This is a genomic window from Martinezella sp. CNPSo 3964 (genome assembly GCF_057784375.1).
Map to the genome: position 1 here is coordinate 754,162 of NZ_JBXSOW010000002.1, position 22,780 is coordinate 776,941.

General features: G+C 60.9%; 28 protein-coding genes. 16 read left to right on the forward strand and 12 right to left on the reverse strand.

The features are described from left to right. Positions 1–30: 30 nt before the first annotated feature. The 4 genes from AC13Q5_RS10285 (at position 31) to AC13Q5_RS10300 (ending at position 3,986) form a co-directional block, all read left to right on the forward strand. The gene (locus AC13Q5_RS10285) at positions 31–1,851 is read left to right on the forward strand and encodes an ABC transporter transmembrane domain-containing protein (RefSeq protein WP_488501635.1); all 1,821 of its coding nucleotides are present in this window, start codon (positions 31–33) and stop codon (positions 1,849–1,851) included. A gap of 108 nt (positions 1,852–1,959) precedes the next feature. After that, the gene (locus AC13Q5_RS10290; protein WP_068400257.1) at positions 1,960–2,148 is read left to right on the forward strand and encodes a YegP family protein; all 189 of its coding nucleotides are present in this window, start codon (positions 1,960–1,962) and stop codon (positions 2,146–2,148) included. Positions 2,149–2,395: 247 nt separating this feature from the next. After that, positions 2,396–2,734, forward strand: a complete 339-nt coding sequence (locus tag AC13Q5_RS10295) for a YciI family protein (protein WP_075851908.1) — start codon at positions 2,396–2,398, stop codon at positions 2,732–2,734. 4 nt (positions 2,735–2,738) lie between these two features. After that, positions 2,739–3,986: an RNA polymerase sigma factor gene (locus tag AC13Q5_RS10300; RefSeq protein ID WP_488501598.1), complete on the forward strand. Its 1,248-nt coding sequence runs from the start codon at positions 2,739–2,741 to the stop codon at positions 3,984–3,986. Positions 3,987–3,990: 4 nt separating this feature from the next. On the opposite strand, the gene AC13Q5_RS10305 is transcribed toward AC13Q5_RS10300, so the two are convergent. From AC13Q5_RS10305 to AC13Q5_RS10325, 5 genes are all read right to left on the reverse strand, one after another. Next, entirely contained in the window at positions 3,991–5,022 is a 1,032-nt protein-coding gene (locus AC13Q5_RS10305) for a peptidoglycan -binding protein (protein WP_075851584.1), read from the reverse strand. A 3-nt stretch (positions 5,023–5,025) separates the two neighbouring features. Next, the gene (locus tag AC13Q5_RS10310; protein WP_075851585.1) at positions 5,026–6,069 is read right to left on the reverse strand and encodes a flagellar motor protein MotA; all 1,044 of its coding nucleotides are present in this window, start codon (positions 6,067–6,069) and stop codon (positions 5,026–5,028) included. A 135-nt stretch (positions 6,070–6,204) separates the two neighbouring features. Then, complete coding sequence (locus AC13Q5_RS10315) at positions 6,205–7,005, reverse strand: inositol monophosphatase family protein (RefSeq protein WP_075851586.1); 801 nt, start codon at positions 7,003–7,005, stop codon at positions 6,205–6,207. Positions 7,006–7,195: 190 nt separating this feature from the next. Further along, a complete protein-coding gene (locus AC13Q5_RS10320) occupies positions 7,196–8,416 on the reverse strand; it encodes a tetratricopeptide repeat protein (protein ID WP_075851587.1) in 1,221 nt (406 codons plus the stop codon). 9 nt (positions 8,417–8,425) lie between these two features. After that, positions 8,426–9,079 carry a thiamine phosphate synthase gene (locus AC13Q5_RS10325; RefSeq protein WP_075851909.1) on the reverse strand — a complete coding sequence of 218 codons (654 nt, stop codon included), beginning with the start codon at positions 9,077–9,079 and terminating at the stop codon, positions 8,426–8,428. A 221-nt stretch (positions 9,080–9,300) separates the two neighbouring features. Between AC13Q5_RS10325 and AC13Q5_RS10330 the strand changes: the two genes are divergently transcribed. Beyond that, on the forward strand, positions 9,301–9,834 hold the full coding sequence (locus tag AC13Q5_RS10330) for a tetratricopeptide repeat protein (RefSeq protein ID WP_457878960.1): 534 nt from the start codon (positions 9,301–9,303) through the stop codon (positions 9,832–9,834). 75 nt (positions 9,835–9,909) lie between these two features. Continuing rightward, on the forward strand, positions 9,910–10,170 hold the full coding sequence (locus AC13Q5_RS10335; RefSeq protein WP_015341040.1) for an ArsR/SmtB family transcription factor: 261 nt from the start codon (positions 9,910–9,912) through the stop codon (positions 10,168–10,170). Between the two features lie 185 nt (positions 10,171–10,355). Here the strand turns inward: AC13Q5_RS10335 and AC13Q5_RS10340 are convergent, their stop codons facing one another. After that, on the reverse strand, positions 10,356–10,739 hold the full coding sequence (locus AC13Q5_RS10340) for an NUDIX hydrolase (protein WP_075851588.1): 384 nt from the start codon (positions 10,737–10,739) through the stop codon (positions 10,356–10,358). A 258-nt stretch (positions 10,740–10,997) separates the two neighbouring features. Then, entirely contained in the window at positions 10,998–11,171 is a 174-nt protein-coding gene (locus AC13Q5_RS10345) for a YdcH family protein (RefSeq protein WP_047629072.1), read from the reverse strand. A 231-nt stretch (positions 11,172–11,402) separates the two neighbouring features. On the opposite strand from AC13Q5_RS10345, the gene AC13Q5_RS10350 reads away from it, so the two are divergent. From AC13Q5_RS10350 to AC13Q5_RS10375, 6 genes are all read left to right on the forward strand, one after another. After that, positions 11,403–11,606, forward strand: a complete 204-nt coding sequence (locus tag AC13Q5_RS10350) for a YdcH family protein (protein WP_075851912.1) — start codon at positions 11,403–11,405, stop codon at positions 11,604–11,606. Between the two features lie 19 nt (positions 11,607–11,625). After that, entirely contained in the window at positions 11,626–12,120 is a 495-nt protein-coding gene (gene purE, locus AC13Q5_RS10355; RefSeq protein WP_075851911.1) for a 5-(carboxyamino)imidazole ribonucleotide mutase, read from the forward strand. After that, positions 12,117–13,175, forward strand: a complete 1,059-nt coding sequence (locus tag AC13Q5_RS10360; RefSeq protein WP_488501599.1) for a 5-(carboxyamino)imidazole ribonucleotide synthase — start codon at positions 12,117–12,119, stop codon at positions 13,173–13,175. The genes purE and AC13Q5_RS10360 overlap by 4 nt, the downstream gene beginning before the upstream one ends. 151 nt (positions 13,176–13,326) lie before the next feature. Next, positions 13,327–13,452, forward strand: a complete 126-nt coding sequence (ykgO, locus tag AC13Q5_RS10365) for a type B 50S ribosomal protein L36 (protein WP_003582204.1) — start codon at positions 13,327–13,329, stop codon at positions 13,450–13,452. 90 nt (positions 13,453–13,542) lie between these two features. Continuing rightward, positions 13,543–14,172 carry a tetratricopeptide repeat protein gene (locus AC13Q5_RS10370; RefSeq protein ID WP_075851590.1) on the forward strand — a complete coding sequence of 210 codons (630 nt, stop codon included), beginning with the start codon at positions 13,543–13,545 and terminating at the stop codon, positions 14,170–14,172. A gap of 105 nt (positions 14,173–14,277) precedes the next feature. Next, the gene (locus AC13Q5_RS10375) at positions 14,278–15,327 is read left to right on the forward strand and encodes an alpha/beta fold hydrolase (RefSeq protein ID WP_488501600.1); all 1,050 of its coding nucleotides are present in this window, start codon (positions 14,278–14,280) and stop codon (positions 15,325–15,327) included. Here the strand turns inward: AC13Q5_RS10375 and AC13Q5_RS10380 are convergent. Then, positions 15,306–16,247: a LysR substrate-binding domain-containing protein gene (locus tag AC13Q5_RS10380; RefSeq protein ID WP_488501601.1), complete on the reverse strand. Its 942-nt coding sequence runs from the start codon at positions 16,245–16,247 to the stop codon at positions 15,306–15,308. The genes AC13Q5_RS10375 and AC13Q5_RS10380 overlap by 22 nt on opposite strands. Before the next feature lie 111 nt (positions 16,248–16,358). Here AC13Q5_RS10380 and AC13Q5_RS10385 point away from each other — a divergent pair, with 111 nt between their 5' ends. The 4 genes from AC13Q5_RS10385 to AC13Q5_RS10400 all read left to right on the forward strand — a co-directional run bounded on the left by AC13Q5_RS10385 (position 16,359) and on the right by AC13Q5_RS10400 (position 18,788). Then, positions 16,359–16,751: a tautomerase family protein gene (locus AC13Q5_RS10385; protein WP_488501602.1), complete on the forward strand. Its 393-nt coding sequence runs from the start codon at positions 16,359–16,361 to the stop codon at positions 16,749–16,751. Positions 16,752–16,756: 5 nt separating this feature from the next. After that, positions 16,757–17,152, forward strand: coding sequence for a cupin domain-containing protein (locus AC13Q5_RS10390; protein ID WP_488501603.1), 396 nt, complete (start codon positions 16,757–16,759; stop codon positions 17,150–17,152). A 3-nt stretch (positions 17,153–17,155) separates the two neighbouring features. Beyond that, positions 17,156–17,728: a DUF4865 family protein gene (locus AC13Q5_RS10395; RefSeq protein WP_488501604.1), complete on the forward strand. Its 573-nt coding sequence runs from the start codon at positions 17,156–17,158 to the stop codon at positions 17,726–17,728. An 88-nt stretch (positions 17,729–17,816) separates the two neighbouring features. After that, positions 17,817–18,788 (forward strand): threonine ammonia-lyase, encoded by a 972-nt coding sequence (locus AC13Q5_RS10400; RefSeq protein ID WP_488501605.1) that lies wholly within the window; start codon positions 17,817–17,819, stop codon positions 18,786–18,788. An 88-nt stretch (positions 18,789–18,876) separates the two neighbouring features. On the opposite strand, the gene AC13Q5_RS10405 is transcribed toward AC13Q5_RS10400, so the two are convergent. The 4 genes from AC13Q5_RS10405 to AC13Q5_RS10420 all read right to left on the reverse strand — a co-directional run bounded on the left by AC13Q5_RS10405 (position 18,877) and on the right by AC13Q5_RS10420 (position 22,773). Further along, complete coding sequence (locus AC13Q5_RS10405; protein WP_488501606.1) at positions 18,877–19,512, reverse strand: LysE family translocator; 636 nt, start codon at positions 19,510–19,512, stop codon at positions 18,877–18,879. A 323-nt stretch (positions 19,513–19,835) separates the two neighbouring features. Then, positions 19,836–20,717, reverse strand: coding sequence for an NAD(P)-dependent oxidoreductase (locus AC13Q5_RS10410; protein WP_488501607.1), 882 nt, complete (start codon positions 20,715–20,717; stop codon positions 19,836–19,838). Positions 20,718–20,845: 128 nt separating this feature from the next. Further along, positions 20,846–22,285 (reverse strand): pyruvate kinase, encoded by a 1,440-nt coding sequence (gene pyk, locus AC13Q5_RS10415; RefSeq protein ID WP_075851599.1) that lies wholly within the window; start codon positions 22,283–22,285, stop codon positions 20,846–20,848. After that, on the reverse strand, positions 22,285–22,773 hold the full coding sequence (locus tag AC13Q5_RS10420) for a DUF1036 domain-containing protein (RefSeq protein ID WP_069613236.1): 489 nt from the start codon (positions 22,771–22,773) through the stop codon (positions 22,285–22,287). The genes pyk and AC13Q5_RS10420 overlap by 1 nt, the downstream gene beginning before the upstream one ends. Positions 22,774–22,780 lie beyond the last annotated feature (7 nt).

Consider the following 22,780-nt stretch of genomic DNA (forward strand, 5'->3'; position numbering starts at 1 on the left):
AAGGGGCGAAACGTCAAGTCCCTTGCTGATATGGGGATTGGAGACGACTTGTCAGAGACTGGCCAGGCTGAGGAAAAGAAAAACCGTTCAATCCGTCCTCTCGGACGACTGGCACCCTATCTCAGGCGATATCGGGGCATGGTGGCAGGCGCAATCATATCGCTCGTCATCGCCGCCGTCACCTCGCTTGCTCTGCCGGTCGCCGTCCGTCGCATGATCGATCACGGCTTCGATGAGGCCGACCGTGGCCTGATCGACAGCTATTTCGTCGCAATCATGATCATGGCCCTGCTGCTCGCCGCCGCGAGCGCGCTGCGCTACTATTTCGTCATCTCCATCGGCGAGCGCATCGTCTCCGACATGCGCCGCGAAGTCTTCGATCATGTCACGCGGCTGTCGCCCTCCTTCTTCGACGTCAACCAGTCGGGCGAGATCGTCTCGCGGCTGACGGCCGACACGACACAGATCAAGTCCGCGGTCGGCGCTACTGCCTCCGTCGCGCTGCGCAACCTCATCCTCTGTCTCGGCGCCGTCATCATGATGATCGTCACCAGCCCGAAGCTGTCGAGCATCGTTCTGATCGCCATTCCGATCATCGTCCTGCCGCTGGTCAGTTTCGGCCGCTCGGTGCGCAAACGCTCGCGCGCCGCGCAGGAGACGCTGGCGCAGGCATCGGCCTATGCCAACGAGACCATCGCGGCCAACCGCACCATTCAGGCCTATAACGGCGAGGACGCCGCCGCTCAGCGCTATGGCAGCGCCGTCGAGGATGCATATCGGGCGGCGCGCGCGGCGATCAGATCCCGCTCGCTGCTGACGGGCTTCGCCATCGCCATGGTCTTCGGCAGCATTGTCGCGGTTCTCTGGGTCGGCGCGCAGAATGTTCTCGCCGGCACCATGTCGGCCGGCACGCTCGGCCAGTTCCTGCTTTACTCCGTCATCGCCGGCTCTTCGCTCGGCTCCCTGTCGGAAGTCTGGGGCGAACTGTCCCAGGCCGCGGGTGCTGCCGACCGCCTGGGCGAGCTGCTTGCCGAAGTGTCCCCCATTGCCGCCCCCGTCAATCCCCTGCCCTTGCCGCAGCCGCCACAGGGCCGCGTCGAATTCTCCGATGTCCACTTCTCCTACCCGTCGCGACCAAATAGATCGGCTCTGCATGGGCTCTCCTTCTCTGTGAAACCGGGGGAGACAGTCGCGATCGTCGGCGCGTCTGGTGCCGGCAAGAGCACCATCTTTTCGCTGCTGCTGCGCTTCTACGATCCGCAGAAAGGTCGCGTCGCTATCGACAGCGTCGATGCGCGCGACGTCCTGCCGGATGCACTGCGCGAGCGCATCGCCATCGTGCCTCAGGACACCACGATCTTTGCCGCCTCCATTCATGACAACATCGCCTTCGGCCGCCCTGGCGCCTCGCGCGACGAAGTGCGTGCCGCCGCGATGGCCGCACAGGCGGATGAATTCATCTCGCGCCTGGAAGAAGGATATGACACTCAGGTCGGCGAGCGCGGCGTGACGCTGTCAGGCGGCCAGCGCCAGCGCGTTGCCATTGCCCGCGCCATCCTGAAGAATGCGCCGATCCTCCTGCTTGACGAGGCGACCTCCGCACTCGACGCCGAGAGCGAGACGCTGGTGCAGAAGGCGCTGGAAGGCTTGATGGAGGCGCGTACGACCCTCGTCATCGCCCACCGCCTGGCGACCGTGCTCAAGGCCGACCGCATTCTGGTGCTCGATCAGGGCCGCATCGTCGAGGAAGGCACGCATCAAAGCCTGATCCGCCACGGCGGTATCTACGCCAAGCTTGCGCGCCTGCAATTCGACGCCGGCATCGAGGAACATATGCTGATCGCGAGATAGCGATAACCGGGCAAATCGCGCCAAATACAACCTTGTGGAAATAGTTTCAAAGTTGAGCTAGATTTTCAGCGTTATCCCGCGCTGACGCGATTCTAGGAGACGAGAACCATGTATAAATTTGAAGTCTACAAGGACAAGGCCGGCGAGTTTCGCTTCCGCTTCAAGGCCTCGAACGGCGAAACCATGTTCGGTTCGGAAGGCTATAAGGCGAAAGCCTCGGCCCTGCATGCCATCGAATCGATCAAGGCTCACGTCGGCGGCGCCGTCATCGACGACCAGACCATCGCAACGGCCTAAGACTTCGCGTCAAGTATCCGCTGTAAAGCCATTTCCGGCCGGCTGCCCTTGGGTATGCCGGCCGTTTTGATTTTTGGGCAGCGAATTTCAAAAATCTTTTCGCGAATGTCGAATGCGCCTCGGCTCGAGGCTCATTATGTCGAAGCGGCAGGAAGCCGTTTTGCCAGCGGTGTTGTATATTCCGGCATTCAGCTTTGCAGGCACGCCGTCCGGCCATCGTCAAAACTGCAAATGGGAGATCTATCTCATGCAATATGCTTTGATCATCCGTGAATCAGCCGAGGATTTTGAACGTCGCGCCGATCCGACCTATAAGAACGGTTGGATCGCCTACACGCAAGCGCTCATCCAGGCCGGCATCATGACGGGAGGCGCGGGATTGACCGCGCCAGAAACGGCAACGGTCGTTCGTCGCCAGGGTGAGGACCATGAGGTAAAGGACGGTCCCTTCCCTGACGGTAAGGAGCAGCTTGGCGGCTTCTATCTGATCGACGTGCCGGATCTCGATGCCGCACTGGAATGGGCTCTGCGCATACCGATCTCCCAGCAAGGCTCGGTCGAGATACGGCCGCGATTGCAGATGTAACATCATGGCATTGGATGCCCGACGCGCTGCCGAGCAAGCGGCGCGTCAATCCTACGGCAAGCTGATTGCTTTTCTCGCCGCGCGCTTCCGCGACGTGCCGGCGGCCGAGGACGCTTTGTCCGATGCGATCGCGGCAGCGTTGAGTACCTGGCCGGAACGCGGCATCCCCGACAATCCGGAAGCCTGGCTGCTGGTTGCAGCCAAGCGCAACCTCCTTCGCGGGTTCAGGCACGAAAATGTCAGGGCCGGAGCGCGCGACAGGATCATGATGGCCTTCGAAGAAGCGGAGGAACGCATGAATGCCGACAATTCCACTTTTCCGGATGAGCGCTTGAAGCTCCTCTTCGTCTGCGCTCATCCGGCTTTGGATCGTTCGGCTCACACCCCGCTGATGCTGCAATCCGTACTGGCCGTCGATGCCGCAACCATCGCAAAGGCCTTCCTCGTTTCGCCGCAGGCCATGAGCCAGCGGCTGGTGCGGGCGAAAATCAAGATCCGCGACGCACATATTCCTTTTATCGTTCCCGAGCGATCCGCGTTGCCGGACCGATTGGAAAGCGTGCTCTCGGCGATATATGCCGCCTATGGCCTCGGCTGGGACGGGGTCGACGGAGAGATCGGCAAGCAGAGATCCCTGGCGGATGAGGCCATCTGGCTCGGCCGCACTCTGCTTGCGACCCTGCCCCAGGAGCCGGAGGCGGCGGGCTTGTTGTCGCTGATGCTCTACAGCCAGTCCCGTCGTGAAGCACGGCGCGACGCGAATGGACGATATGTCCCTCTCGACCAACAGGAAATGGCCCTTTGGGATGCCGAAATGATCGTGGAAGCCGATAATCTGTTGCGAAAGGCTGGCGCGTTCGGGCGTTTCGGTCCGTTCCAGTGCCAGGCTGCGATCCAATCCGTGCATGCCGACCGGCGACGCTCCGGCGCGACCGACTGGGCCGCTCTGGCCAAGCTCTATGAAGCACTTGTGATCATGAAACCGACGGCCGGCGCGCGCGTCGGCCACGCGGCGGTGACGGGCAAAGTGGAAGGTTCTGCTGCGGGGTTGGCTCTCCTTGAGCGGATGGCCGAGCGCGAAACTGTCAACTATCAGCCTTATTGGGCCGTGCGCGCCCACCTGCTCGCCGAGGCTGGAGATGCAGAAAGCGCCTCCAGTGCCTATCGAACCGCAATCGGCCTCAGTGACAGCGAGGCCGTGCGGCAATTCCTGCAGCACCGTCTCGATCTCATCTCGCCGAAGATCGGTTGAGCGACTACTTTTCAGTCAGTTTCAGCTCGATACGGCGATTGGTGGCGCGGGCATCCGGCGTATCGCCGGGGGCGATCGGCTGGAATTCACCGAAGCCGGCGGCAACGAGCCTGTCGGCGGGAACGCCCTGTGAGATCAGGAATTTGACGACAGCGATGGCGCGTGCGGATGACAGCGCCCAGTTGTCGGGATAACGGCCAGTTCCCGAAAGCGGAACATTGTCCGTATGGCCGTCGACGCGCAGCACCCAATTGATCTCAGGCGGAATTTCCTTGGCGAGATCAATGAGAGCCGCCGCAAGCTTGGTCATCTCCGCCTGTCCCGCCGGATTGAGATCGGCAGCGCCGGAAGGAAACAGCACTTCGGACTGGAAGACGAAGCGGTCGCCAACGATGCGGATATTGTCGCGGTCCGAAAGGATTTCGCGCAAGCGACCGAAGAAGTCGGAACGATAGCGGTTCAGCTCCTGCACCCGCTGCGCCAGCGCGACGTTCAGCCGGCGCCCGAGATCGGCGATCTTCACCTGTGAGGACTGGTCCTTGGCCTCCGATGCCTGAAGAGCAGCCTCCACGGCGGCAATCTGGCTGCGCAAGGCGGCAATCTGCTGGTTGAGGAGATCAACCTGGCTCATTGCCCGCGCGCTCACCTGCTTCTGCGCGTCGAGCTCCTGCGAAAGCGAGCCGGCGCGCTGTTCCGCCGCCTGGCTGTTGCCGGAACCCGCGGCGAGCAATGCCTGCAGCCGCGAGCGTTCGCTTTCCGCCGATGACAGCGACGCCTGCAGATTTGCAACCGCGTCTTCCAGGTCCTGCTTGCCGCTCTTTTCCAGCGCCAGCTGCTGCACCAGGTCGTTGATGCGGCTGTTGAGGCGATTGAGCACCTCGTCACGCCCGGAAATTTCGCGGCTGAGAATGAACTGGCCGACGACGAATACCGTCAGCAGGAACATGATCGCCATCAGCAGCGTGGACAGCGCATCCACGAAGCCTGGCCAATAGTCGACGCTTCTCTGATGGCGTCGGTTGCGGGCGAGCGCCATGGCTTACTTGCTCCCGGTCTTCTCGGTGTGGCCGATCCGGTCCGCAAGACGATCGAGCGTGCGGCGCATCGATTTGGCCTCTTCCTGCTGCGCTTCGATCCAGTCGCGCAGCATCTGCTGTTCGTTACGCATGTTCTTGACGAGGCCCTGAATGCCTTCCGCAAGGTTCGCCATGGCCGTCACCGAGCGCTGACCGCCGCCCTCGTCGGCAATCTTGCGCAGATAGTCCGACAATGCCCGCACGTCTTCCGAGGAGGCGCCCGCCGCGCCTTCAATGACCGGGGCGATGTCGGAACCCACATCCGTCACCGAGGAAAGCCAGTTTTCGAGCTCAGTATAGAAGCGGTTCTGAGCGCGGCCGGCCTGCAGATCGAGAAAGCCGAGAATCAGGGACCCGGAAAGACCGAGCAGCGAGGAGGAGAAGGCCGTGCCCATGCCGACCAGCGGGCCGGAAAGACCGGATTTGAGGGCGCTCAGAATATCGCCGCTATCGCCGGTGCCGGCATCGAGGCCCTGGATGACGTCATTGATCGAGCCGATGGTGCCGATCAGGCCCCAGAAGGTGCCGAGCAGGCCGAGAAAGACGAGAAGCCCGATGAGATAGCGCGACGTATCGCGCGATTCGTCGAGGCGCGTTGCAATTGAATCGAGGATCGAGCGCAGCGTCGCCGTGGAAAGCTGCATGGCGCGGCGGTTGCCGAGCAGCGCCCGCATCGGCGCCAAGAGCCGCGGATTGCGACCGACCTTGTCCGCATTGCCGACGGCACGGAAATGATTGAACCAGCGAACCTCCGGCCTCAGCATCAGCACGTGATTGAAGACGAGCAGGATGCCGACGACCAGAACGCCGACGATCAGACCGTTGAGGCCGGGATTGTGCAGGAAGGCGACCTGCGCCTGGCGGAACAGAATGGCCACGATGAAGCCGACGATGACCAGGAAGAGAACCATCGTCCAGAAGAAGGCCATCGGGCTTGAAAGCTTATAGGCATAATTGCCCGATACGTTGTCGGTCGATCCGAGATCCGACAGATTCACATTTTCCATCACACGCTCCGACACCGCATCTTCCGCAGGCGGAGACTAGAGCAACATTGTGCCGAATTGAAGAGACGGAAAGCACAAAACAGTCCATTGGCAACAGACTGTTTTGTCATTCGAAAAAGCGAACGGAGGAATGGCTTACTTCGTCGGGATCGGCCGCTTAACCACTTCGGCGAGTGCCTTCTGAATATGCTCGTTGCCGCAGATGATCGAATTGGTGCCGAGCATGTCGGTACCGCCATGGAAATCCGAAACGAAACCACCGGCTTCGCGGATCAGCAGAATGCCGGCTGCGATGTCCCAGGGAAACAGGCCAGTTTCCCAGAAGCCGTCGAAGCGACCGGCGGCGACATAAGCTAGATCGAGCGATGCGGAGCCGAGACGGCGCACACCGGCAACTTCACCCATGACATGGCGCAGCTCGACAAGGAACTTGCCGTGATTGCCGCGGCCAAGATGCGGAACGCCGCAGCCGATGACGCTATCCGACAGCACGCGGCGCGAGGCGACACGCAGGCGGCGATCGTTGAGGAATGCGCCGCCGCCACGCTCGGTCGTATAGAGTTCGTCGGTCGCCGGATTGAAGATGACGCCGGCAACGATCTCGTCATTGCGCTCGAGCGCGATCGAGACGGAGAACAGCGGAATGCCGTGCAGGAAGTTGGTGGTGCCGTCGAGCGGATCGACGATCCAGCGATGCGCGCCGTCCGTGCCTTTAACCTCTTCGCCCTCCTCGCCGAGGAAACCGTAGGTAGGGCGCGCCTTCATCAGCTCGTCGCGGATGATCTTCTGCGCCTTAAGATCCGCCTGGCTGACGAAATCGCCCGGTCCCTTCACCGAAACCTGCAGGTTCTGCACTTCGCCGAAATCGCGGCTGAGCGACTTGCCTGCCTTGAGGGCAGCCTGAACCATGACATTGAGAAGAGCAGAACGGGCCATCGGGTTTCCTTGGATAATGCAGAAAGCGCTGATCGGGCCTGAAAGCAGGCCCCGACGGAGCGGGAGCGTCAGCGGAAATAAAGATTGGCGGCCTCAAGACCATAAAATCGCGGGAATTTCAAGTGGTGAGGCTATGGCAGGCGCAAACTGACGTCAGATCCGCTCTGATCGGGTTGAATTCGACTCTCTATTAGCGCGCGCGCCGATACTTGTTGGCGGCGTCGATGGCCGCCTTCTGCTGATAATCCTCGATCCCCTGATAAAAGTCCTCAAGCTCGGGATCTTTCAGGCCGGCGCGGCGGGAAATGACGTACCAAGTGGCTGCAGCCACCGGGTCCTGCTTCGTACCAATGGCATTGATGTAAAGGTGCGCCAGCTTGTTTTGTGCAACGACATTGCCGCGATAGGCGGCAACTCGCATCCAGTTGAAGCCGTTTTCCAAATCCTGATCGCCGCCGGTGCCGTTGATCAGCCAGATGCCCATATCGAGCTGTGCGGTATCGAAGCCGGCATTGGCGGCACGCGACAGCCATTCCCGCGCACGCGCCTTCTTTTCCGGCGGCAAGTCGGGAAGGTTCAGATAGAGCTGCGACACGGCGTACTGCGCGTCGGCAATGCCCTGCTCGGCGGACTTCTCATAATAAGGAAGTGCCATCTGCAGGCCCTTCAGACCGGGATTTTCGGCCGTCAGCATCTGAGCCACGTTGAATTCCGCCGAAGGCTGCCCGGCTTCGGCCGCCTTCTTCATCCATTCGTCGGCCTTCTTCTGATCGCGGGGCACATCGCGCCCTTCCATCAGGATCAGCGCATATTTGAACATCGACGTGGGATCGCCGCCCTCTGCCGCCTTGCTGTACCAGAAGGCCGCATCCTTGGTATCGCGCTTGACCCCCAGTCCCTGCGCCATCAACTCCGCAATCAGGGTCTGCGCGGCCGGATCGCCAAGCTGCGCCCGCGGCAATGCCTTCTGAAAAGCGGTCAGGTAATAGCCGCGCTGGAAGGCGCCATAGGCATCGTCCACCTTGCCGGCGAAGGGCTTTTCCGGCGGCAGGTCGGGCAGGTTCGCCCCCATGCGCTCGAAAACGCCGACACCCTGGGATGGCTTGATGTCACTATCGGCTTTCGGCTCCGCGCCCGGCTGGATCTTTTCGGTCTTGAAGGTGCCGGCATCGGCCCCCAGGGGACGCGTCATGACATTATCGTTGTGCTGCGGCGCATCCGGCACAGTTGTATCGTCATCGGATTGTGCGTTGTCATCAGGCCGCGCACCCTTGTCCGCCGGCCGCGAAACACCCGGCAACGCTGTATCGCCGCTGCCCGATTGCGCTGCAGCCAGCAATGGAAATGCGGCAAGCCCGGCTGCAAGCACGGCAAGGAAGGATCGATGGCGGAATCGAGGCGCTGACGACATGAATCGCTATCAATCCTCAAACCGTGGCGCTTTTTCGTCCAGAAGCGCATTCACTTCCGCAACGATCGAGGGGGCTGCCGCAGGATCGGCAAAGACCGCCTTGTGCAGCGCGACGAACTCGGCACCCGTCAACGCGACGTCCAGCGCCGACTTCGGATCGGTGCCGCCCATGACGATGCAAGGAATTTCGATCATCGAGGCCCACCATTCGCCGAGCGCCAGGTTTTTCGGATGCGCCTCGGGCTTGATGTCGCCATCGAGCTTGCCGAAGAAGATATAGTCCGGCCGCAGTTCGCCTATCTCCAGCGCGCCATGCCTGTCGGCTGCGCTGCCGCCGCCAACGATCAGCTTCGGCACGAATTTTTCCACGGCTTCGGTAAGCTCGGTGATATTGCCGGCAATATGCAGCCCATCGGCCTTGGCACGGCCCGCCACGCGGCTGTCGCCGGCAATCAACGCTGCCGCACCGGCGGCCTGAATGACCGGCACAAGCTTTTCGGCATGTTTCTGAAAGGTCCCGTCGTCAAGGCCATACTGGGGAATGATCACCGAAGCGACGTCCCCACCCCTTAAGGCATCGGCCACCGCCGTCACCCGCTGCTCGATATCGGCAACGTCGGGAACGATGAGAACGAGGCGGCAACGGTCTTCGGGCACGGTCATGCGAGCTTCCATATTTGCGTTCATTTATCAGGGATGGCGCACCCATTCGATGCTTGTGAGTAAATCCGTTAGAACTCGCTGACAAGAGGAAACAGACGCTGACCCACGCACGGCCTGTCCGAAAGTTGAAGACTGCCGCCGACGCAACCCTGAGGGTGGCGTTCGCAATCCAACCCAAATAAAGCTGAGGAACTGCTGATGGCTCGCGAGGAAAAATTGCGATGAACCAAATGAAATCAGGGCGCATGATAGCGGCATTGGTAATGAGCATTGCACTTTGCACTGCTCACACCGCGGCCTCGGCCGATCCGGATGAAGCGTTTACCGCCTATCTGAAATCCGACTACGCAACAGCCTTCAAACTCTATCATGATAGAGCGCTCAACGGCGACGTGGCCGCGCAAGGCATGCTCGGAAGCCTCTATGCTTACGGACGTGGAGTAAAACAGGACGACGCGCAGGCAGTCTATTGGTTTCAGAAACTTGCAGATCAGGGCATTGCGAAAGGGCAATTCGCCCTTGGGGAAATGTATCTCACCGGTCGCGGCGTGCCCCAGGATTACACGAGAGCTGCCCAATTGTTCCGCAGTGCTGCGGCGCAAGGCGAGCCACTTTCCGCATTTTGGCTCGGCAAGCTATATGAACAGGGACAGGGAGTGCCCAAAGACCCACCGCAAGCCGCCTATTGGAAAAAGAAATCCGACGAGAACATGACCGATTTTTCCAATGTCTTGCCTCCGCAGCTACAAAAATAGGATGTAACGGACGCTAGTTATCATGCAGCGCACAATTAACTTGCCGCTCTTTGGTCTTTGACGTAGCTTTCCGCCATGTCGACCATGGACCCTTTCGCAGCCATCGCGGACCCGAACCGGCGTCATTTGCTGGAAGAGTTGCGCCGCGCACCCAAGACGGTCAACGAACTGGCGCAGGGCCTGCCAATCAGCCGCCCGGCGGTTTCGCAGCATCTCAAGGCGCTGCTCGACAGCAACCTCGTTTCCGTCACCAATGAAGGCACGAAGCGCATCTACGCGGTCAACAGCCGCGGCTTCGACAAGCTGAATTTGTGGCTGGATCAGTTCTGGTCCTGAACAGGCCCTTCGCCTTTGCGGCATTCTGGAAATGGCGACGGCATGACAGCACGAACGGCGGTTTTGGCCTGCCGCTCCTCAAGCTAGAGCAATTCCAGGAAAAGTGCGTAGCGGTTTTCCGTCCGGAATTACGTAGAAACAAAAGGATAGAGCGTTTTCGCGATTCAAAGAAAAGCGGAAAGGCTCTAATCCGGTGATAAAAACGACATGACTTCTGGATGGGCCAATGGCGCGACGAGACTAGCACCGTCCAATGCCACCCATGCCAAATCGGTATGTTCGTCTCCGATCAATCTGGGCAATCCATCGGACCAGCCTGTGACTTCATATAAATGATAGGTGGTTTCGTATCGGCTATCTTTGAAGAAGCCCAAATAGCGGAAGATGACAGGTGTAACGCCGACCTCTTCGCGGGCCTCTCTGATCAACGTGGCAACGATAGGCTCATCCGCCTCGACATGGCCGCCAACCAAATCCCAATGTCCCGGATAATGCTGCTTGTTTGCGGCGCGACGCGCCATCAAAACCCGGCCGCTCTCGATGAACGCCGCCAGCACGATTGTCGTCATGATATCATCCCGGCACCTCGAATTTCGGCACCTTGCAAGATTTGCCGGGTGACCACGGCGAGCCGAGAGTCATCTTCGACGATACTAGCATAAGATGGGGAAAATTGCGCCAACCCCTACTTTCGACGCTATGACGCTGGCGCATCCGTTTTGACGGAAATGCTCATTGATCCTGGCTGGGAAATTGCCTCAAGACCTTTCGATCTGCCTCTCTTGCCCCCAAGATCGATGGCTTTTTTGAACTTTGGAAGCGTTGCCTCAGTGAACGGAGGAACGCAGACGCTGGATTTCGTCCTTGACGCGCAGTTTCCTGCGTTTGATGTCGGCTATTTCCGTATCATTGCTAGAGGGAGATGACATTGCCAGATGCAGCGCCTCCTCGAGCGCGACATGTTTCTTTTCGAGCGATTCAAGATGAGCTTGAACAGTCATATGACCCTTCCTTCCTCTTTAAGGGCCCTGACCATCCATTCGCCAAGGCCCTAGGTGTCAACCCTCCCACTGTGCCACAATATCCGGCCATTGTCGAAGGCGAAAACGTGGCCTATAGGCGGCAAATTCGTGATGAAGGATAACTTCCCGTTACCGCCATTTGGTGATAGGAGCTTGCGGAATTCAGGAGGCGGAACGAACACGATTCCGCGATATGCTGGGGAAATGAACATGGCCGATCAGGAACAGGCGGAAATCAGGCTGATCGTGGCGCGGCTGCGCCAGGAACACGAGGATTATGATGCCGCAATCAATGCCATGATCCAGACGGGCTGCGATGCCCTTCGTATCCAGCGCATGAAGAAGAAGAAGCTCGTCATCAAGGACAAGCTGACCAAGCTGGAAGACCAGATCATCCCCGATATCATAGCCTGAGGAGCACAAGGCAACGATGATGACCGAAAGACCGCCTGTCGCCATCATCATGGGAAGCCAGTCCGACTGGGAGACCATGAAGAATGCCGCGGACACCTTGGAAGCGCTTGAAATCACCTATGATGCGCGCATCATTTCCGCTCATCGTACGCCGGACAGGCTGATGAACTTCGCCAAGGGCGCAAAGGACGAGGGCTTCAAGGTCATCATCGCCGGCGCCGGCGGCGCAGCGCACCTGCCGGGCATGGCGGCTTCGATGACGCCGCTGCCGGTCTTCGGCGTGCCGGTGCAATCCCGCGCGCTCTCCGGGCAGGACAGCCTTCTCTCGATCGTGCAGATGCCGGCGGGCATTCCTGTCGGCACGCTTGCGATCGGCAAGGCCGGCGCGGTCAACGCCGCCCTTCTTGCCGCTGCCGTCCTCGCTCTTGGCGACGAAGAGATCGCCGACCGGCTCGATGAATGGCGCGCGCGCCAGAGCGCGGCAGTCGCCGAATATCCGATGGACGACCTATGAACGTGAAGACGATCGGCATCATCGGCGGCGGCCAACTCGGGCGCATGCTGGCCATGGCGGCTGCACGCCTGAACTTCCGCACCATCATCCTCGAACCGCAGGTCGATTGCCCGGCCGCCCATGTCGCCAACGCGCAGATCGCCGCCACCTATGATGATGCAGCTGCGCTTGCCGAGCTGGCGAAGCGCTGCGATGTCGTGACCTACGAGTTCGAAAACGTCCCCGTGGCCGCCGCTGAGGATCTTGCCTTGCAGGTAACGGTCTATCCGCCACCCAAGGCGCTGGAAATGGCGCAGGACCGGCTGACCGAAAAGAGCTTCATCAACGGCTGTAGCATTCCGACGGCCCGCTTCCATGCCGTCGACAGCCAGACCGATCTCGAAACGGCGCTTGCCGATTTCGGTGGGCAAGGCGTGCTGAAGACCCGCCGCCTCGGCTATGACGGCAAAGGCCAGCGCGTTTATCGCTCCGCCGCCGACAGCGCCGAGGGCGGCTATGCAGCCTTGGGAAGCGTGCCCCTCATTCTCGAAAGCTTCATATCCTTCGAGCGCGAGATTTCGATCATCGCTGCGCGAGGAAGCGACGGGAAGGTCGCCTGCTACGATCCGGCAGAGAACGTCCATCGCAACGGCATTCTCCACACATCGACGCTGCCGGCGAGCATTTCGGAGCAGACTGCCACCGAGGCCAGGAAAGCTGCGGAAAAGATATTGACGGCGCTCGGCTATGTCGGCGTCATCGGCATCGAGTTCTTCGTGCTTGCCGATGGCAGCCTGATCGCCAACGAAATGGCGCCGCGCGTCCATAATTCCGGTCACTGGACGGAAGCCGCCTGCGTCATCTCGCAATTCGAGCAGCATATCCGCGCCGTCGCCGGCCTGCCGCTCGGAAATCCTGATCGCCATTCGGATTGTGTCATGACGAATCTGATCGGCGACGACATCCTGGCGCTGCCGGAGTGGCTGCGCCTTGACGACACGCTGGTGCATCTTTATGGCAAGACCGAAGCACGATCAGGCCGCAAGATGGGCCATGTTACACAGCTTCTACGCTGAGAGCAGCGGGAAAAAGCCCTGACATGGTTGACAGCGCACGGTCGACAGGGTATTTGCTCCCCACCCTAAAGAGCGCGCCCTGAGCGCGCTTTTGATTGTTAAAGACCCGGGCGAATGTGACATTCCCCCTCAGAGATCGCGGATCAGAAAAATGAAGATCAAGAATTCGCTCAAGTCGCTCAAGGCGCGCCACCGTGACAACCGTCTCGTCCGCCGCAAGGGCCGCATCTACATCATCAACAAGCTGAACCCGCGCTACAAGGCTCGTCAGGGCTGATATAGCGCGCGGCTCAGATCCCATGGATCGGGCCTCAGTTTTAGTTGATCGCATCAAATTTGGTTTGATCTTCGACATTGGCGGGCTACTATGCCCGCCATGCGCGTTTTTGCTTTGTCATATATAGCCCTGCCGATTCTGCTTGCTCTGACTGCCTCCGCACCCCATGCGGCACTGGCTGATGAGCCGAACCCTGTGGAAAAGCAGAGTCCCGGCGATTCCTCGGGCACCCTGTCGCCCAAGCAGCAGCTCGACAATCTGTTCACCGCGCTGAAACGGCAGCGTGATCCCGACCAGGCAAGCCTGATTGCGGATCAGATCAATGCCCAGCTCGGCGATTCCGGCAGCGCCACCATCAATCTCCTGATGCAATGGGCCGACAAGGCCATTCAGGACAAGCGCAATGCCGCCGCCATGGACTATCTCGATCAAGTGATCTCGCTGAAGCCCGACTATGTCGAAGGCTGGAACCGGCGCGCTACGCTCAATTTCGCCATTGGTGACTATCGCAAGTCGATGGAAGACATCAATCAGGTTCTGCGAATCGAGCCGCGCCATTTCGGCGCGCTGGCCGGCATGGCGGCGATCCTGACCGAAAGCGGCAACGACGCACAGGCTCTCAGGGTCTGGGACCGCTTTCTGGAAGTCTACCCGGCGAATCGATCGGCTCAGGAGGAGGCGGCCAAGCTGTCGGAAAAGATTGCCGGCAGCCGCACCTGATTTTTGCAACCGCCGCTTCCCACAACGCAGAAACCGCACCCCATGGGGTGAAAAGTCACAACAATGCGCTAGATTAGTGGCTTAAGATATTTGATCCGTGCCGCAATGATCGATTCTCTGTTCGCCGTCGTCGCTCTCCTTGTCATTCTCGCCGCAGGCTTTTCCGCCTATAAGACCCGTGCCATCGAGCAGGCCTATCCCAATATTGGCGAACTTACCGATATCGGCGGCTATCGCCTCAACGCCGTGCATCTGCCGCGCCCCAGGACCGCGGATCTACCCACGCTGGTTTTCATCCACGGCGCCAGCGGCAATCTGCGCGATCAGCTCGCAGCCTTCGCAGCACCTTTAAGCGGCCGCGCCGAAATGCTGTTCGTCGATCGTCCCGGTCACGGCTATTCCGAACGCGGGGCTGCCGAAAACGCCCTTCCCTCCGGTCAGGCCGACGCCATTGCCCGGCTGATGGACAAGCGCGGCATCAAGCACGCCATTATCGTCGGCCACTCCTTCGGCGGCGCGATTGCGGCCGCCTTCGGCATGCGCCATCCCGATAAGACCAAGGGCTTGCTCTTTCTCGCACCGGCCACTCATCCCTGGCCCGGTGGCGTCGACTGGTACTATACGCTGGCCGCCACGCCCGTCTTCGGCTGGCTCTTCACCCAGCTCTTCGTCATCCCGCTCGGCTTGCGCCGGGTCGAGACCGGCACGCTCAGCATCTTCCACCCGAATGCGCGACCGGCGGACTACATCATGAAGACAGCACCGGAACTGGTGCTGCGGCCGCAGACCTTCCGCAACAACGCCATCGACGTGGTCAATCTCTTTGCCTATGTCTCCGCCCATGCGCCGCGCTACAGCGAGATCAAAGCCCCCACGATCATCATCACCGGCGACAGCGACGATGTCGTGCTGGAGAAACTGCACTCGCGCGGACTTGCACGGGATATCGCAGACGCCGAACTCGTTACCATCCGCAATCTCGGTCACAAGCCGGATTATGTGACGACGGATGTTGCGATTGCAGCCATGGAGCAACTGGCAGGCCATCCGCGCGATCTGCAAGTGCTTGCGGCACAGGCGGAAATCCGCATCGCCAGCCTGACGGAAAAGCCAGTCGAGTCCGGTACCGTCTCTCAGACGGTCACGACATCGTAGTCGGGCACGCCCTCGAATACCCGGCTCTTCGGCACGGTCTCGATCGTCTGTCGCACCGCCTGCAGCATGATCGAAGCCAAGCGTTCCGTCGCCGGGCTTGCGTCCGCCTCGGCGCGATGCAGCACGAGATCGAGCTTCGGCAAGGCCGGCAGACCGGCCTCGCCCGGCGTCATCTGCCGTACCTTTGGCGGCAGGCCGAGTGGCGTTCGCAGCGCCAGGCCGAGGCCGGCGGCCGTCGCCGCCCAAAGGCCTCCAAGGCTCGGGCTGACAAAGGATATGCGCCAGCCGATGCCGGCGCGATCGAGCGTTTTCGTGGCAATGTTGCGCAGCAGGCACGGCGCCTCGAGCGAGGCCAAAGGCATGACCTCGCCGCTATCGGCGTGCCATTGCACCGCGCTATTCGCCGGGCCAACCCAGCAAAGCGGCACCTCGGCGATGCGATCCGTATGCGCCGTGCGGAAACCATCGCTCCAGGCAAGCGCGAGATCGAGCTTGCCTGACGTCACCCTCTCCACAAGCTCCACGTTGCGCACCACGCGCGCCTCGATACGCACCTTGGGATGCGCGCGGGCGAAGCGACCCAATACTTCCGGCAACAGCGTCTCCCCGAAATCCTCCTGCAAGCCGAGGCGCACCCAACCTTCCAGCTCCGCCCCGTGCAGCGCGGTCGCCGCCTCGTCATTCAGGTCCAGCAGCCGCCTGGCATAGCCAAGCATGGTCTCGCCGGCCTCCGTCAGTGCCAGCCCCCGCCCCGCCTTGCGGAAGATCGGCATGCCCGCCTGTTCTTCAAGCTTCTTGAGCTGAGCGCTGATCGCAGAGGTCGAACGCCCGAGCCTGTCGGCCGCCTTGGCATAGCTGCCGAGATCCATGCCGGTAACGAAGCTGCGCAGCACATCGAGATCGAAGATGACCTTTCGCATAGGTAATCATCCATATTTTTAGGACTATTTATCCTGAATTATCTGATTTTCAGGATGATTATCTGCTGGCATTCTATGATCGTCAAGAGACACGAAAACAGGAGCAATCCCATGCCATTCACCCGCATCACCCTTCTGCGCGGCAAGTCACCGGAATATCTGAAGGCACTGTCCGACAACTTTCACCGCGCCCTGGTCGAAGCCTTCGAGGTGCCGCCGACAGATCGCTTCCAGTCCATTCACCAGTTGGAGCCGCATGAGCTTATCTTCGATCGCACCTATTTCGCCAGCAAGCCGCGTTCGGACGATTATGTTTTCTTCGACGTCACGATTGGCAAGCCGCGCAGCACGGAAGTCAAGAAGACTTTCTATCGTCGGGTTGCCGAGCTTCTTGCAGACGCCCCCGGTGTCCGCCCCGAAGACATCATGATCACCATCACTACGGCGACACGCGAGGACTGGTCCTTCTCCGACGGTCGCGCGCAGATGATCGAACAGGTCTGAGAGCGATGCCACAGACCACATCGACCCGAACGCCGGCCATACATCGCGCCGGCACGAACATGCGGCCATCGCCGGAAGGCATCGCAACTGCCTCTTTCCTGGTGGAGTCGCTCGTGGAAAGCACTGAAAACGGCGACCTCACAGCCATGCGCTGTGCGCTGGAACCCGGCGTGATGACGCGCTGGCATACACATCCGCATGGACAGATCCTCTATGTTCTGTCCGGTGTCGGGCTTGCCGAACGCTTCGGCGGCACGGCGGAGGAGTTGCGTGCCGGCGACTGCATCAGCTTCGCACCGAACGAGCGCCATCGGCACGGTGCGGCGCCGGAGAATGCCTTTTCCTATATCAGCATCCAGGCGGCGCAGGATGGAAGCGCCGTAACGTGGCTGGAGGAATGACCGATGATCGCCATGCAATATAATTTCCCCCTCCCCGCGGATTACGACATGGCGATCATTGATCGCCGCATCCGCGAAAAAGGCCCGCTGCTCGACAATCTCCCAGGCCTGAAGTTCAAGGCCTACCTCACGGCAAGAAAGGGCGACGCCATCACAGGGAGCCGGCAGAATTTCTATTCCCCCTTCTACGTCTGGCAGCAGGAGGAAGGCCTCAGCGACTTCGTTTGCGGCCCCGGCTTCCTCGCCCTGACCGAGAACTTCGGCCGTCCTCAGATCAATACCTGGATCGCCTGGCACGCGGAGACATCTGCGGACATTCGCCGCGCCAAATTCGCCACACGCGAGGTGGTCGCAATCGACACGGAAACATCGCTTGCCGAACTCCGCGCGAAGGAGACCGAGGCAGCGGCACAGGCCATACCGAACGGCGAAGCGCTCGCCTCGGTCGCTGCCTTCGAGCCGACCCACTGGACGCTGGTGCGTTTCCGTCTGCTGGCCGAGCCGCCGAAAGATCCGGCCCGATCCGGTCTGCAGACCTACAATGTCGGACACCTCTCGCTGCCAGGCGTCGCCTGAAATGTCATGGAGACAATCTCCTTGTTTTAAAGGAAAGGCGGGCGCTTTATGGATGGAAAGTCTTCCTGAATCCGAAGAGTGATCCCCCATGGTCGATATCGCAATGATCGAAGCCGCCCGCGCTCGCCTCGGCGGCCGGGCGCGCCGCACGCCGCTTCTGTCCTCGCCCTTTCTCGATGAAATTGCCGGCCGCCGCCTGTTCGTGAAGGCCGAATGCTTGCAGCATTCCGGCTCCTTCAAGTTTCGCGGCGGCTGGTCTGCCGTCTCCGCGCTGGAGCCGACCGTGCGTGCCAGAGGCGTCATCGCCTTCTCTTCCGGCAACCATGCGCAGGGCGTGGCATTGGCCGCAAAGCTGCACGGCGTGCCCTCGGTCATCATCATGCCGACGGACGCGCCGAAGCTGAAGATCGCCAATACCCGCGCCTTCGGCGCCGAGGTCGTGCTCTATGACCGCATCAAGGAAGATCGCGACGAGATTGGTGCCCGTATTTCCAGGGAGCGCGGCCTGACCCTCATAAAGCCCTTCGACGAGCCGCAGGTTATTGCCGGCCAGGGAACGACGGGGCTGGAGATCGCCGAACAGGCGGCAGAGGAAGGCATTACGGCCGCAAGCGTCCTTGTCCCCTGCGGCGGCGGCGGCCTGACCTCGGGTATCGCTCTCGCACTCGAATCCCGCGCGCCGGGCCTGAAGGCGCGCCCGTGCGAGCCGGAAAATTTCGACGACACCACCCGCTCACTGGCCTCTGGCAAGATCGAGCGCAATGCCGCGCTGCAAGGCTCGATCTGCGACGCCATCATCACGCCGCAGCCGGGCAACCTCACCTTCCCGATCCTGAAGCGCCTCTGCGGCCCCGGCCTCGTCGTCTCGGATGAGGAGGCACAAAGGGCCATGGCGCTCGCCTTCACTCGCCTGAAGATCGTGCTGGAGCCGGGCGGCGCCGTCGCGCTCGCCGCGGCACTCTTCCACGGCAAGGACATCGACGGCGATACCGTGATCGCCGTCACCTCAGGCGGCAATGTCGACAGGGAAGTTTTCGAAGCGGCGCTAAGCCGCCACTAAAGCAATTTCAGGACAAGCGCGGAGCGGTTTTCCATCCCGAATTCGGCAAGACACAGGGGCGGGGCGGAGCGGAGCGCCCGCTCCGCCTTCAGTTGACGGCGCGACGATAGAGCGCAAGCGATCCGGCAAGTGCCAAAAGCGCGCCGCCACAGGCGCGTTCAAGCCATTTCGCCCCTTCCGACTTCAGGACGCGCACGGCCTGCGAACCGAACACCGCATAGCCAAACATGATCGTGAAATCGAGCGCCGCGAAGATCGCGCCCAGAACGACATATTGCTGCATCTGCGGCGCCGAGGGATCAATGAACTGCGGCAGGAAAGCCGAGAAGAAGAGATAGCCCTTGGGATTGGTGACGGCGACCATGAAGCTCTTCAGGCCAATGGAAAAGGTGGTTCCCCTCGATTGGCTTGCGCTCGCCTGCAGGGCGCCGTCAATCGTTCCCTTCGAACGCAGCATCATGATGCCAAGAAAAGCGAGATAGGCCGCACCCACCCATTTCAGGGCCGAGAACCAGAATTCGGAGGCCGCCAGCAGAGCACCAAGACCGATGGCGACGGCGCTGATCAGCACCGCATCGGAGAGGACCGCACCAACCATGCCTGGCAAGGCGCGCCTGACGCCGAAGCGCGAGCCGTTGGTGAGCGCCAGAAGCACGGTCGGCCCCGGCGTTGCGATACCGATGAAGGAAACAGCGGCAAAGGCGAGCAGCGTGGTGAAATGCATTGGGGTCCCTCCTCTCGAAGGGAGGAAGGTTGCATGTGGCGGAGTGGTTAGCAAGGGGCTGGTTGGTTGGCAAAGCTTCCACTATGCCGAACCGCTGATACCCCCTCTGTCGCTGTCGCGACATCTCCCCCACAAGGGGGGAGATCGTTTGGAGCTTGTCGCTCCCACTTTTCCAACCAACAGACTAAAGTTTCTGCGCACTCAATATTCGTTTGATGGGCATCCGCGCCGCGAGTTACCAATCTCCCCCCTTGTGGGGGAGATGTCACGAAGTGACAGAGGGAGGTGCCTCTCCACAAACGCAATCGCCAATGATTGCATAATTACCCCACCAACCCCGCATCCTTGGCCGCCAGCGCGCCAATCGCCGACCAGTCCAGCTCCTCGCCGCCATGCGCAAGCAAAGTCAGGAACCGATCACGCAGCAGGCTCGCCAGCGGCAACGGCACGTTCAGCGCCTCGCCAGCGGCAAGCGCCAGGCGAACATCCTTCTGGCCGAGCGGCGCGCTGAAACCGGCCGGCTGGAACTTGCGGTCCGCGATCAACCCACCATAGGTCTTGTAGACGGGAGCGTTGAACAGCGTCGAGGTCAGGAGATCGAGATAGGCGTGCCGGTCGACGCCACCCTTCTCGACCAGAGCCATCGCCTCGCCGAGCGACTCGATCACCGAAGCGATGAGGAAGTTGCCGCTGAGCTTGACGAGATTGGCTGACTTCGGCTCCTCGCCAAGCACGAAGGTTCGCTGACCGATGGCGTCGAAGAGCGGCGTGACCGACCGGATAGCATCGGGCGCACCTGCCGCAGCAACGAAGAGCTTCGCCGCGGCAGCTGCTTCCGGACGGCCAAAGACGGGTGCGGCAACGAAGCGCTGGCGTGCCGCGGCATGTTCCCTCGTCAGCCTTTCGGACATGGCGACGCTGATCGTGCTTGTGGAGATATGAACCGCACCCTTGCCGAGACTTGCCAGAACACCACCATCGCCATGCACGACCGCCGACAGCGCATCATCATGGGCAAGCATGGTGAAGACGGCCTCGCCGCCGCAGGCTTCCGCCACCGTTGCGGCGACCTTCGCGCCCTCGCCGACCAAGGCCTCTGCCTTGTCGCGTGAACGATTGTAGACAGTCACCTCATGCCCGGCCTTGATGAGATTGACGGCCATGGCGCTGCCCATCTGGCCCAATCCGATAAATCCGACTTTCATTGGCATATCTCCTTCTCAATCCGCCTGCCTGGGGGATTGCAGGCGCTTCGCTTCAAAGAAAAAACCCGCCGTCTTTCGACAGCGGGTTTCGAATATTTCAGGGTGCTGCCGCAGTCAGATGTCGGCAATCACACGCCGGACTGGCCGTCCGAACCGATATAGGCAATACGCAGCATGTTGGTAGCGCCTGGCGTACCGAGCGGAACGCCTGCCGAAATGATGATGCGGTCGCCCGGCTTGCCGAAGCCTTCCTCCGCAACGATACGGCAGGCATTATTGACCATGTCGTCGAGGTCGGTCGCATCGTGGGTAACGACACAGTGCATGCCCCAGACGACGGACAGACGGCGCGCCGTCTGAATGATCGGCGACAGCGCCAGGATCGGAACCTGCGGACGCTCGCGCGAGGCGCGCAAACCGGTCGTGCCGGAAGAGGTGTAGCAGACGATGGCGGCAAGCTTCAGCGTCTCGGCGATCTGGCGGGCGGCGAGCGAAATCGCATCGGCGCCGGTCGCTTCCGGAAGAGCGCGCTGGGCATAGATGATGCCCGGATAGTGCGGCTCGCGCTCGATCGTGCCGGCAATCGAGGCCATCATGGAAACGGCTTCCACCGGATAGTCGCCGGAAGCAGATTCTGCCGAGAGCATGACGGCATCGGCGCCTTCAAAGACGGCGGTCGCGACGTCGGAGACTTCGGCGCGGGTCGGGACCGGTGCGGAGATCATCGATTCCAGCATCTGCGTGGCGACGACCACCGGCTTGCCAGAACGGCGGCAGGCGCGGATCAGCTGTTTCTGAATGCCGGGAACGGCTTCCAGCGGCATTTCCACGCCGAGGTCGCCACGAGCCACCATCAGCGCGTCCGAGAGTTCGATGATTTCTTCGATGCGCTCGACAGCCTGCGGCTTTTCGATCTTCGACATCAGGCCGACGCGGCCATGCGAGATCTTGCGGACTTCCGTCAGATCTTCCGGGCGCTGGATGAAGGAAAGCGCCACCCAGTCGACTTCATTGGTGGCGAGAACGGCATCGAGGTCGGTGCGGTCCTTGTCGGTCAACGCACCGACGCCGAGCAGCGTGTCGGGCAGGCTCACACCCTTGCGGTCGGAAATCTTCGTGCCGGAAATGACTGTTGTGACGATACTCTTGCCGTCGCACTTTTCGGCACGCAGCGCCAGCTTGCCGTCATCGATCAGCAGACGATGGCCGGGCTGAACCGATTCCAAGATCTCCGGATGCGGCAGGTAGACGCGCGTGTTGTCGCCGGGGATATCCTGATTGTCGAGCGTGAAAGTCTGGCCAGGCTTCAAATCGACCTTGGTTTCAGCAAACTTGCCGACGCGCAGCTTGGGACCCTGCAAGTCGGCGAGAATGCCGATCGGACGACCACAGCGCGCTTCGACGGCGCGAATGCGCTGGATCAGCGTGCGCATCACGTCATGGCTGGCATGGCTCATGTTGATGCGGAACAGGTCCGCCCCGGCCTCATGAAGCTTCTGGATCATTTCCTCCGAGGAGGAGGCCGGACCGAGCGTTGCGAGGATTTTGACTTTTCTGTTGCGTCTCATCAATTCTGGCTTTCTTGGCTGCCCGAGGGCTCGGAAAGCTGAACCATCCAGCTCGCCTGGCGCCCGGTGTCGTATTCCTTGAATCCCATCTTCTGGTAGCCACGCGCGTAGCAGTCCTTGACACCTGGGATTTTGAATTCATTTTCCGCCACGCACATTTCGACGTCGCCCGTCCAGCGGCCGCCGCGGGCCGCATCTTCTGCGTAGAGGTAATAATAGCGGGATTGTAGCGGCCCCTCGATCAAGGTCGCGCAGGTATTGGCCGGAATCTGCCACCAGCCTTCCGTCACCCAGCCGTCCTTTGCGCGATAGCCGATCGCCACGCCAACGAGGTTCTGCGTACCGTTGCACGTTCGGAAATCGGCATGGGCCGCATTCGGCATGAAAAAGAACGGCGCTGCTGCAGCGAGAATGAGGAAGGCGATTCGGGCGAGCGGGCCTGACCGCTTAACGAAACGTGGCGCGACTTGGCTGGACACGGCTTCCAATTGGCTC

Bases quoted from the DNA above. Each gene is read 5' to 3' on its own strand.
- purE (WP_075851911.1), top strand. From the start codon at position 11,626: ATGACCGAAAGACCGCCTGTCGCCATCATCATGGGAAGCCAGTCCGAC.
- AC13Q5_RS10345 (WP_047629072.1), bottom strand. From the start codon at position 11,171: ATGACTGTTCAAGCTCATCTTGAATCGCTCGAAAAGAAACATGTCGCG.
- AC13Q5_RS10390 (WP_488501603.1), top strand. From the start codon at position 16,757: ATGCCACAGACCACATCGACCCGAACGCCGGCCATACATCGCGCCGGC.
- AC13Q5_RS10305 (WP_075851584.1), bottom strand. From the start codon at position 5,022: ATGGCGCTCGCCCGCAACCGACGCCATCAGAGAAGCGTCGACTATTGG.
- AC13Q5_RS10335 (WP_015341040.1), top strand. From the start codon at position 9,910: ATGTCGACCATGGACCCTTTCGCAGCCATCGCGGACCCGAACCGGCGT.
- AC13Q5_RS10295 (WP_075851908.1), top strand. From the start codon at position 2,396: ATGCAATATGCTTTGATCATCCGTGAATCAGCCGAGGATTTTGAACGT.
- ykgO (WP_003582204.1), top strand. From the start codon at position 13,327: ATGAAGATCAAGAATTCGCTCAAGTCGCTCAAGGCGCGCCACCGTGAC.
- AC13Q5_RS10380 (WP_488501601.1), bottom strand. From the start codon at position 16,247: ATGCGAAAGGTCATCTTCGATCTCGATGTGCTGCGCAGCTTCGTTACC.
- AC13Q5_RS10320 (WP_075851587.1), bottom strand. From the start codon at position 8,416: ATGTCGTCAGCGCCTCGATTCCGCCATCGATCCTTCCTTGCCGTGCTT.
- AC13Q5_RS10385 (WP_488501602.1), top strand. From the start codon at position 16,359: ATGCCATTCACCCGCATCACCCTTCTGCGCGGCAAGTCACCGGAATAT.
- AC13Q5_RS10330 (WP_457878960.1), top strand. From the start codon at position 9,301: ATGAACCAAATGAAATCAGGGCGCATGATAGCGGCATTGGTAATGAGC.
- AC13Q5_RS10340 (WP_075851588.1), bottom strand. From the start codon at position 10,739: ATGACGACAATCGTGCTGGCGGCGTTCATCGAGAGCGGCCGGGTTTTG.
- AC13Q5_RS10310 (WP_075851585.1), bottom strand. From the start codon at position 6,069: ATGGAAAATGTGAATCTGTCGGATCTCGGATCGACCGACAACGTATCG.
- AC13Q5_RS10360 (WP_488501599.1), top strand. From the start codon at position 12,117: ATGAACGTGAAGACGATCGGCATCATCGGCGGCGGCCAACTCGGGCGC.
- AC13Q5_RS10300 (WP_488501598.1), top strand. From the start codon at position 2,739: ATGGCATTGGATGCCCGACGCGCTGCCGAGCAAGCGGCGCGTCAATCC.
- AC13Q5_RS10400 (WP_488501605.1), top strand. From the start codon at position 17,817: ATGGTCGATATCGCAATGATCGAAGCCGCCCGCGCTCGCCTCGGCGGC.
- AC13Q5_RS10405 (WP_488501606.1), bottom strand. From the start codon at position 19,512: ATGCATTTCACCACGCTGCTCGCCTTTGCCGCTGTTTCCTTCATCGGT.
- AC13Q5_RS10290 (WP_068400257.1), top strand. From the start codon at position 1,960: ATGTATAAATTTGAAGTCTACAAGGACAAGGCCGGCGAGTTTCGCTTC.
- AC13Q5_RS10315 (WP_075851586.1), bottom strand. From the start codon at position 7,005: ATGGCCCGTTCTGCTCTTCTCAATGTCATGGTTCAGGCTGCCCTCAAG.
- AC13Q5_RS10370 (WP_075851590.1), top strand. From the start codon at position 13,543: ATGCCCGCCATGCGCGTTTTTGCTTTGTCATATATAGCCCTGCCGATT.
- AC13Q5_RS10350 (WP_075851912.1), top strand. From the start codon at position 11,403: ATGGCCGATCAGGAACAGGCGGAAATCAGGCTGATCGTGGCGCGGCTG.
- AC13Q5_RS10325 (WP_075851909.1), bottom strand. From the start codon at position 9,079: ATGACCGTGCCCGAAGACCGTTGCCGCCTCGTTCTCATCGTTCCCGAC.
- AC13Q5_RS10375 (WP_488501600.1), top strand. From the start codon at position 14,278: ATGATCGATTCTCTGTTCGCCGTCGTCGCTCTCCTTGTCATTCTCGCC.
- pyk (WP_075851599.1), bottom strand. From the start codon at position 22,285: ATGAGACGCAACAGAAAAGTCAAAATCCTCGCAACGCTCGGTCCGGCC.
- AC13Q5_RS10285 (WP_488501635.1), top strand. From the start codon at position 31: ATGGGGATTGGAGACGACTTGTCAGAGACTGGCCAGGCTGAGGAAAAG.
- AC13Q5_RS10410 (WP_488501607.1), bottom strand. From the start codon at position 20,717: ATGAAAGTCGGATTTATCGGATTGGGCCAGATGGGCAGCGCCATGGCC.
- AC13Q5_RS10395 (WP_488501604.1), top strand. From the start codon at position 17,156: ATGATCGCCATGCAATATAATTTCCCCCTCCCCGCGGATTACGACATG.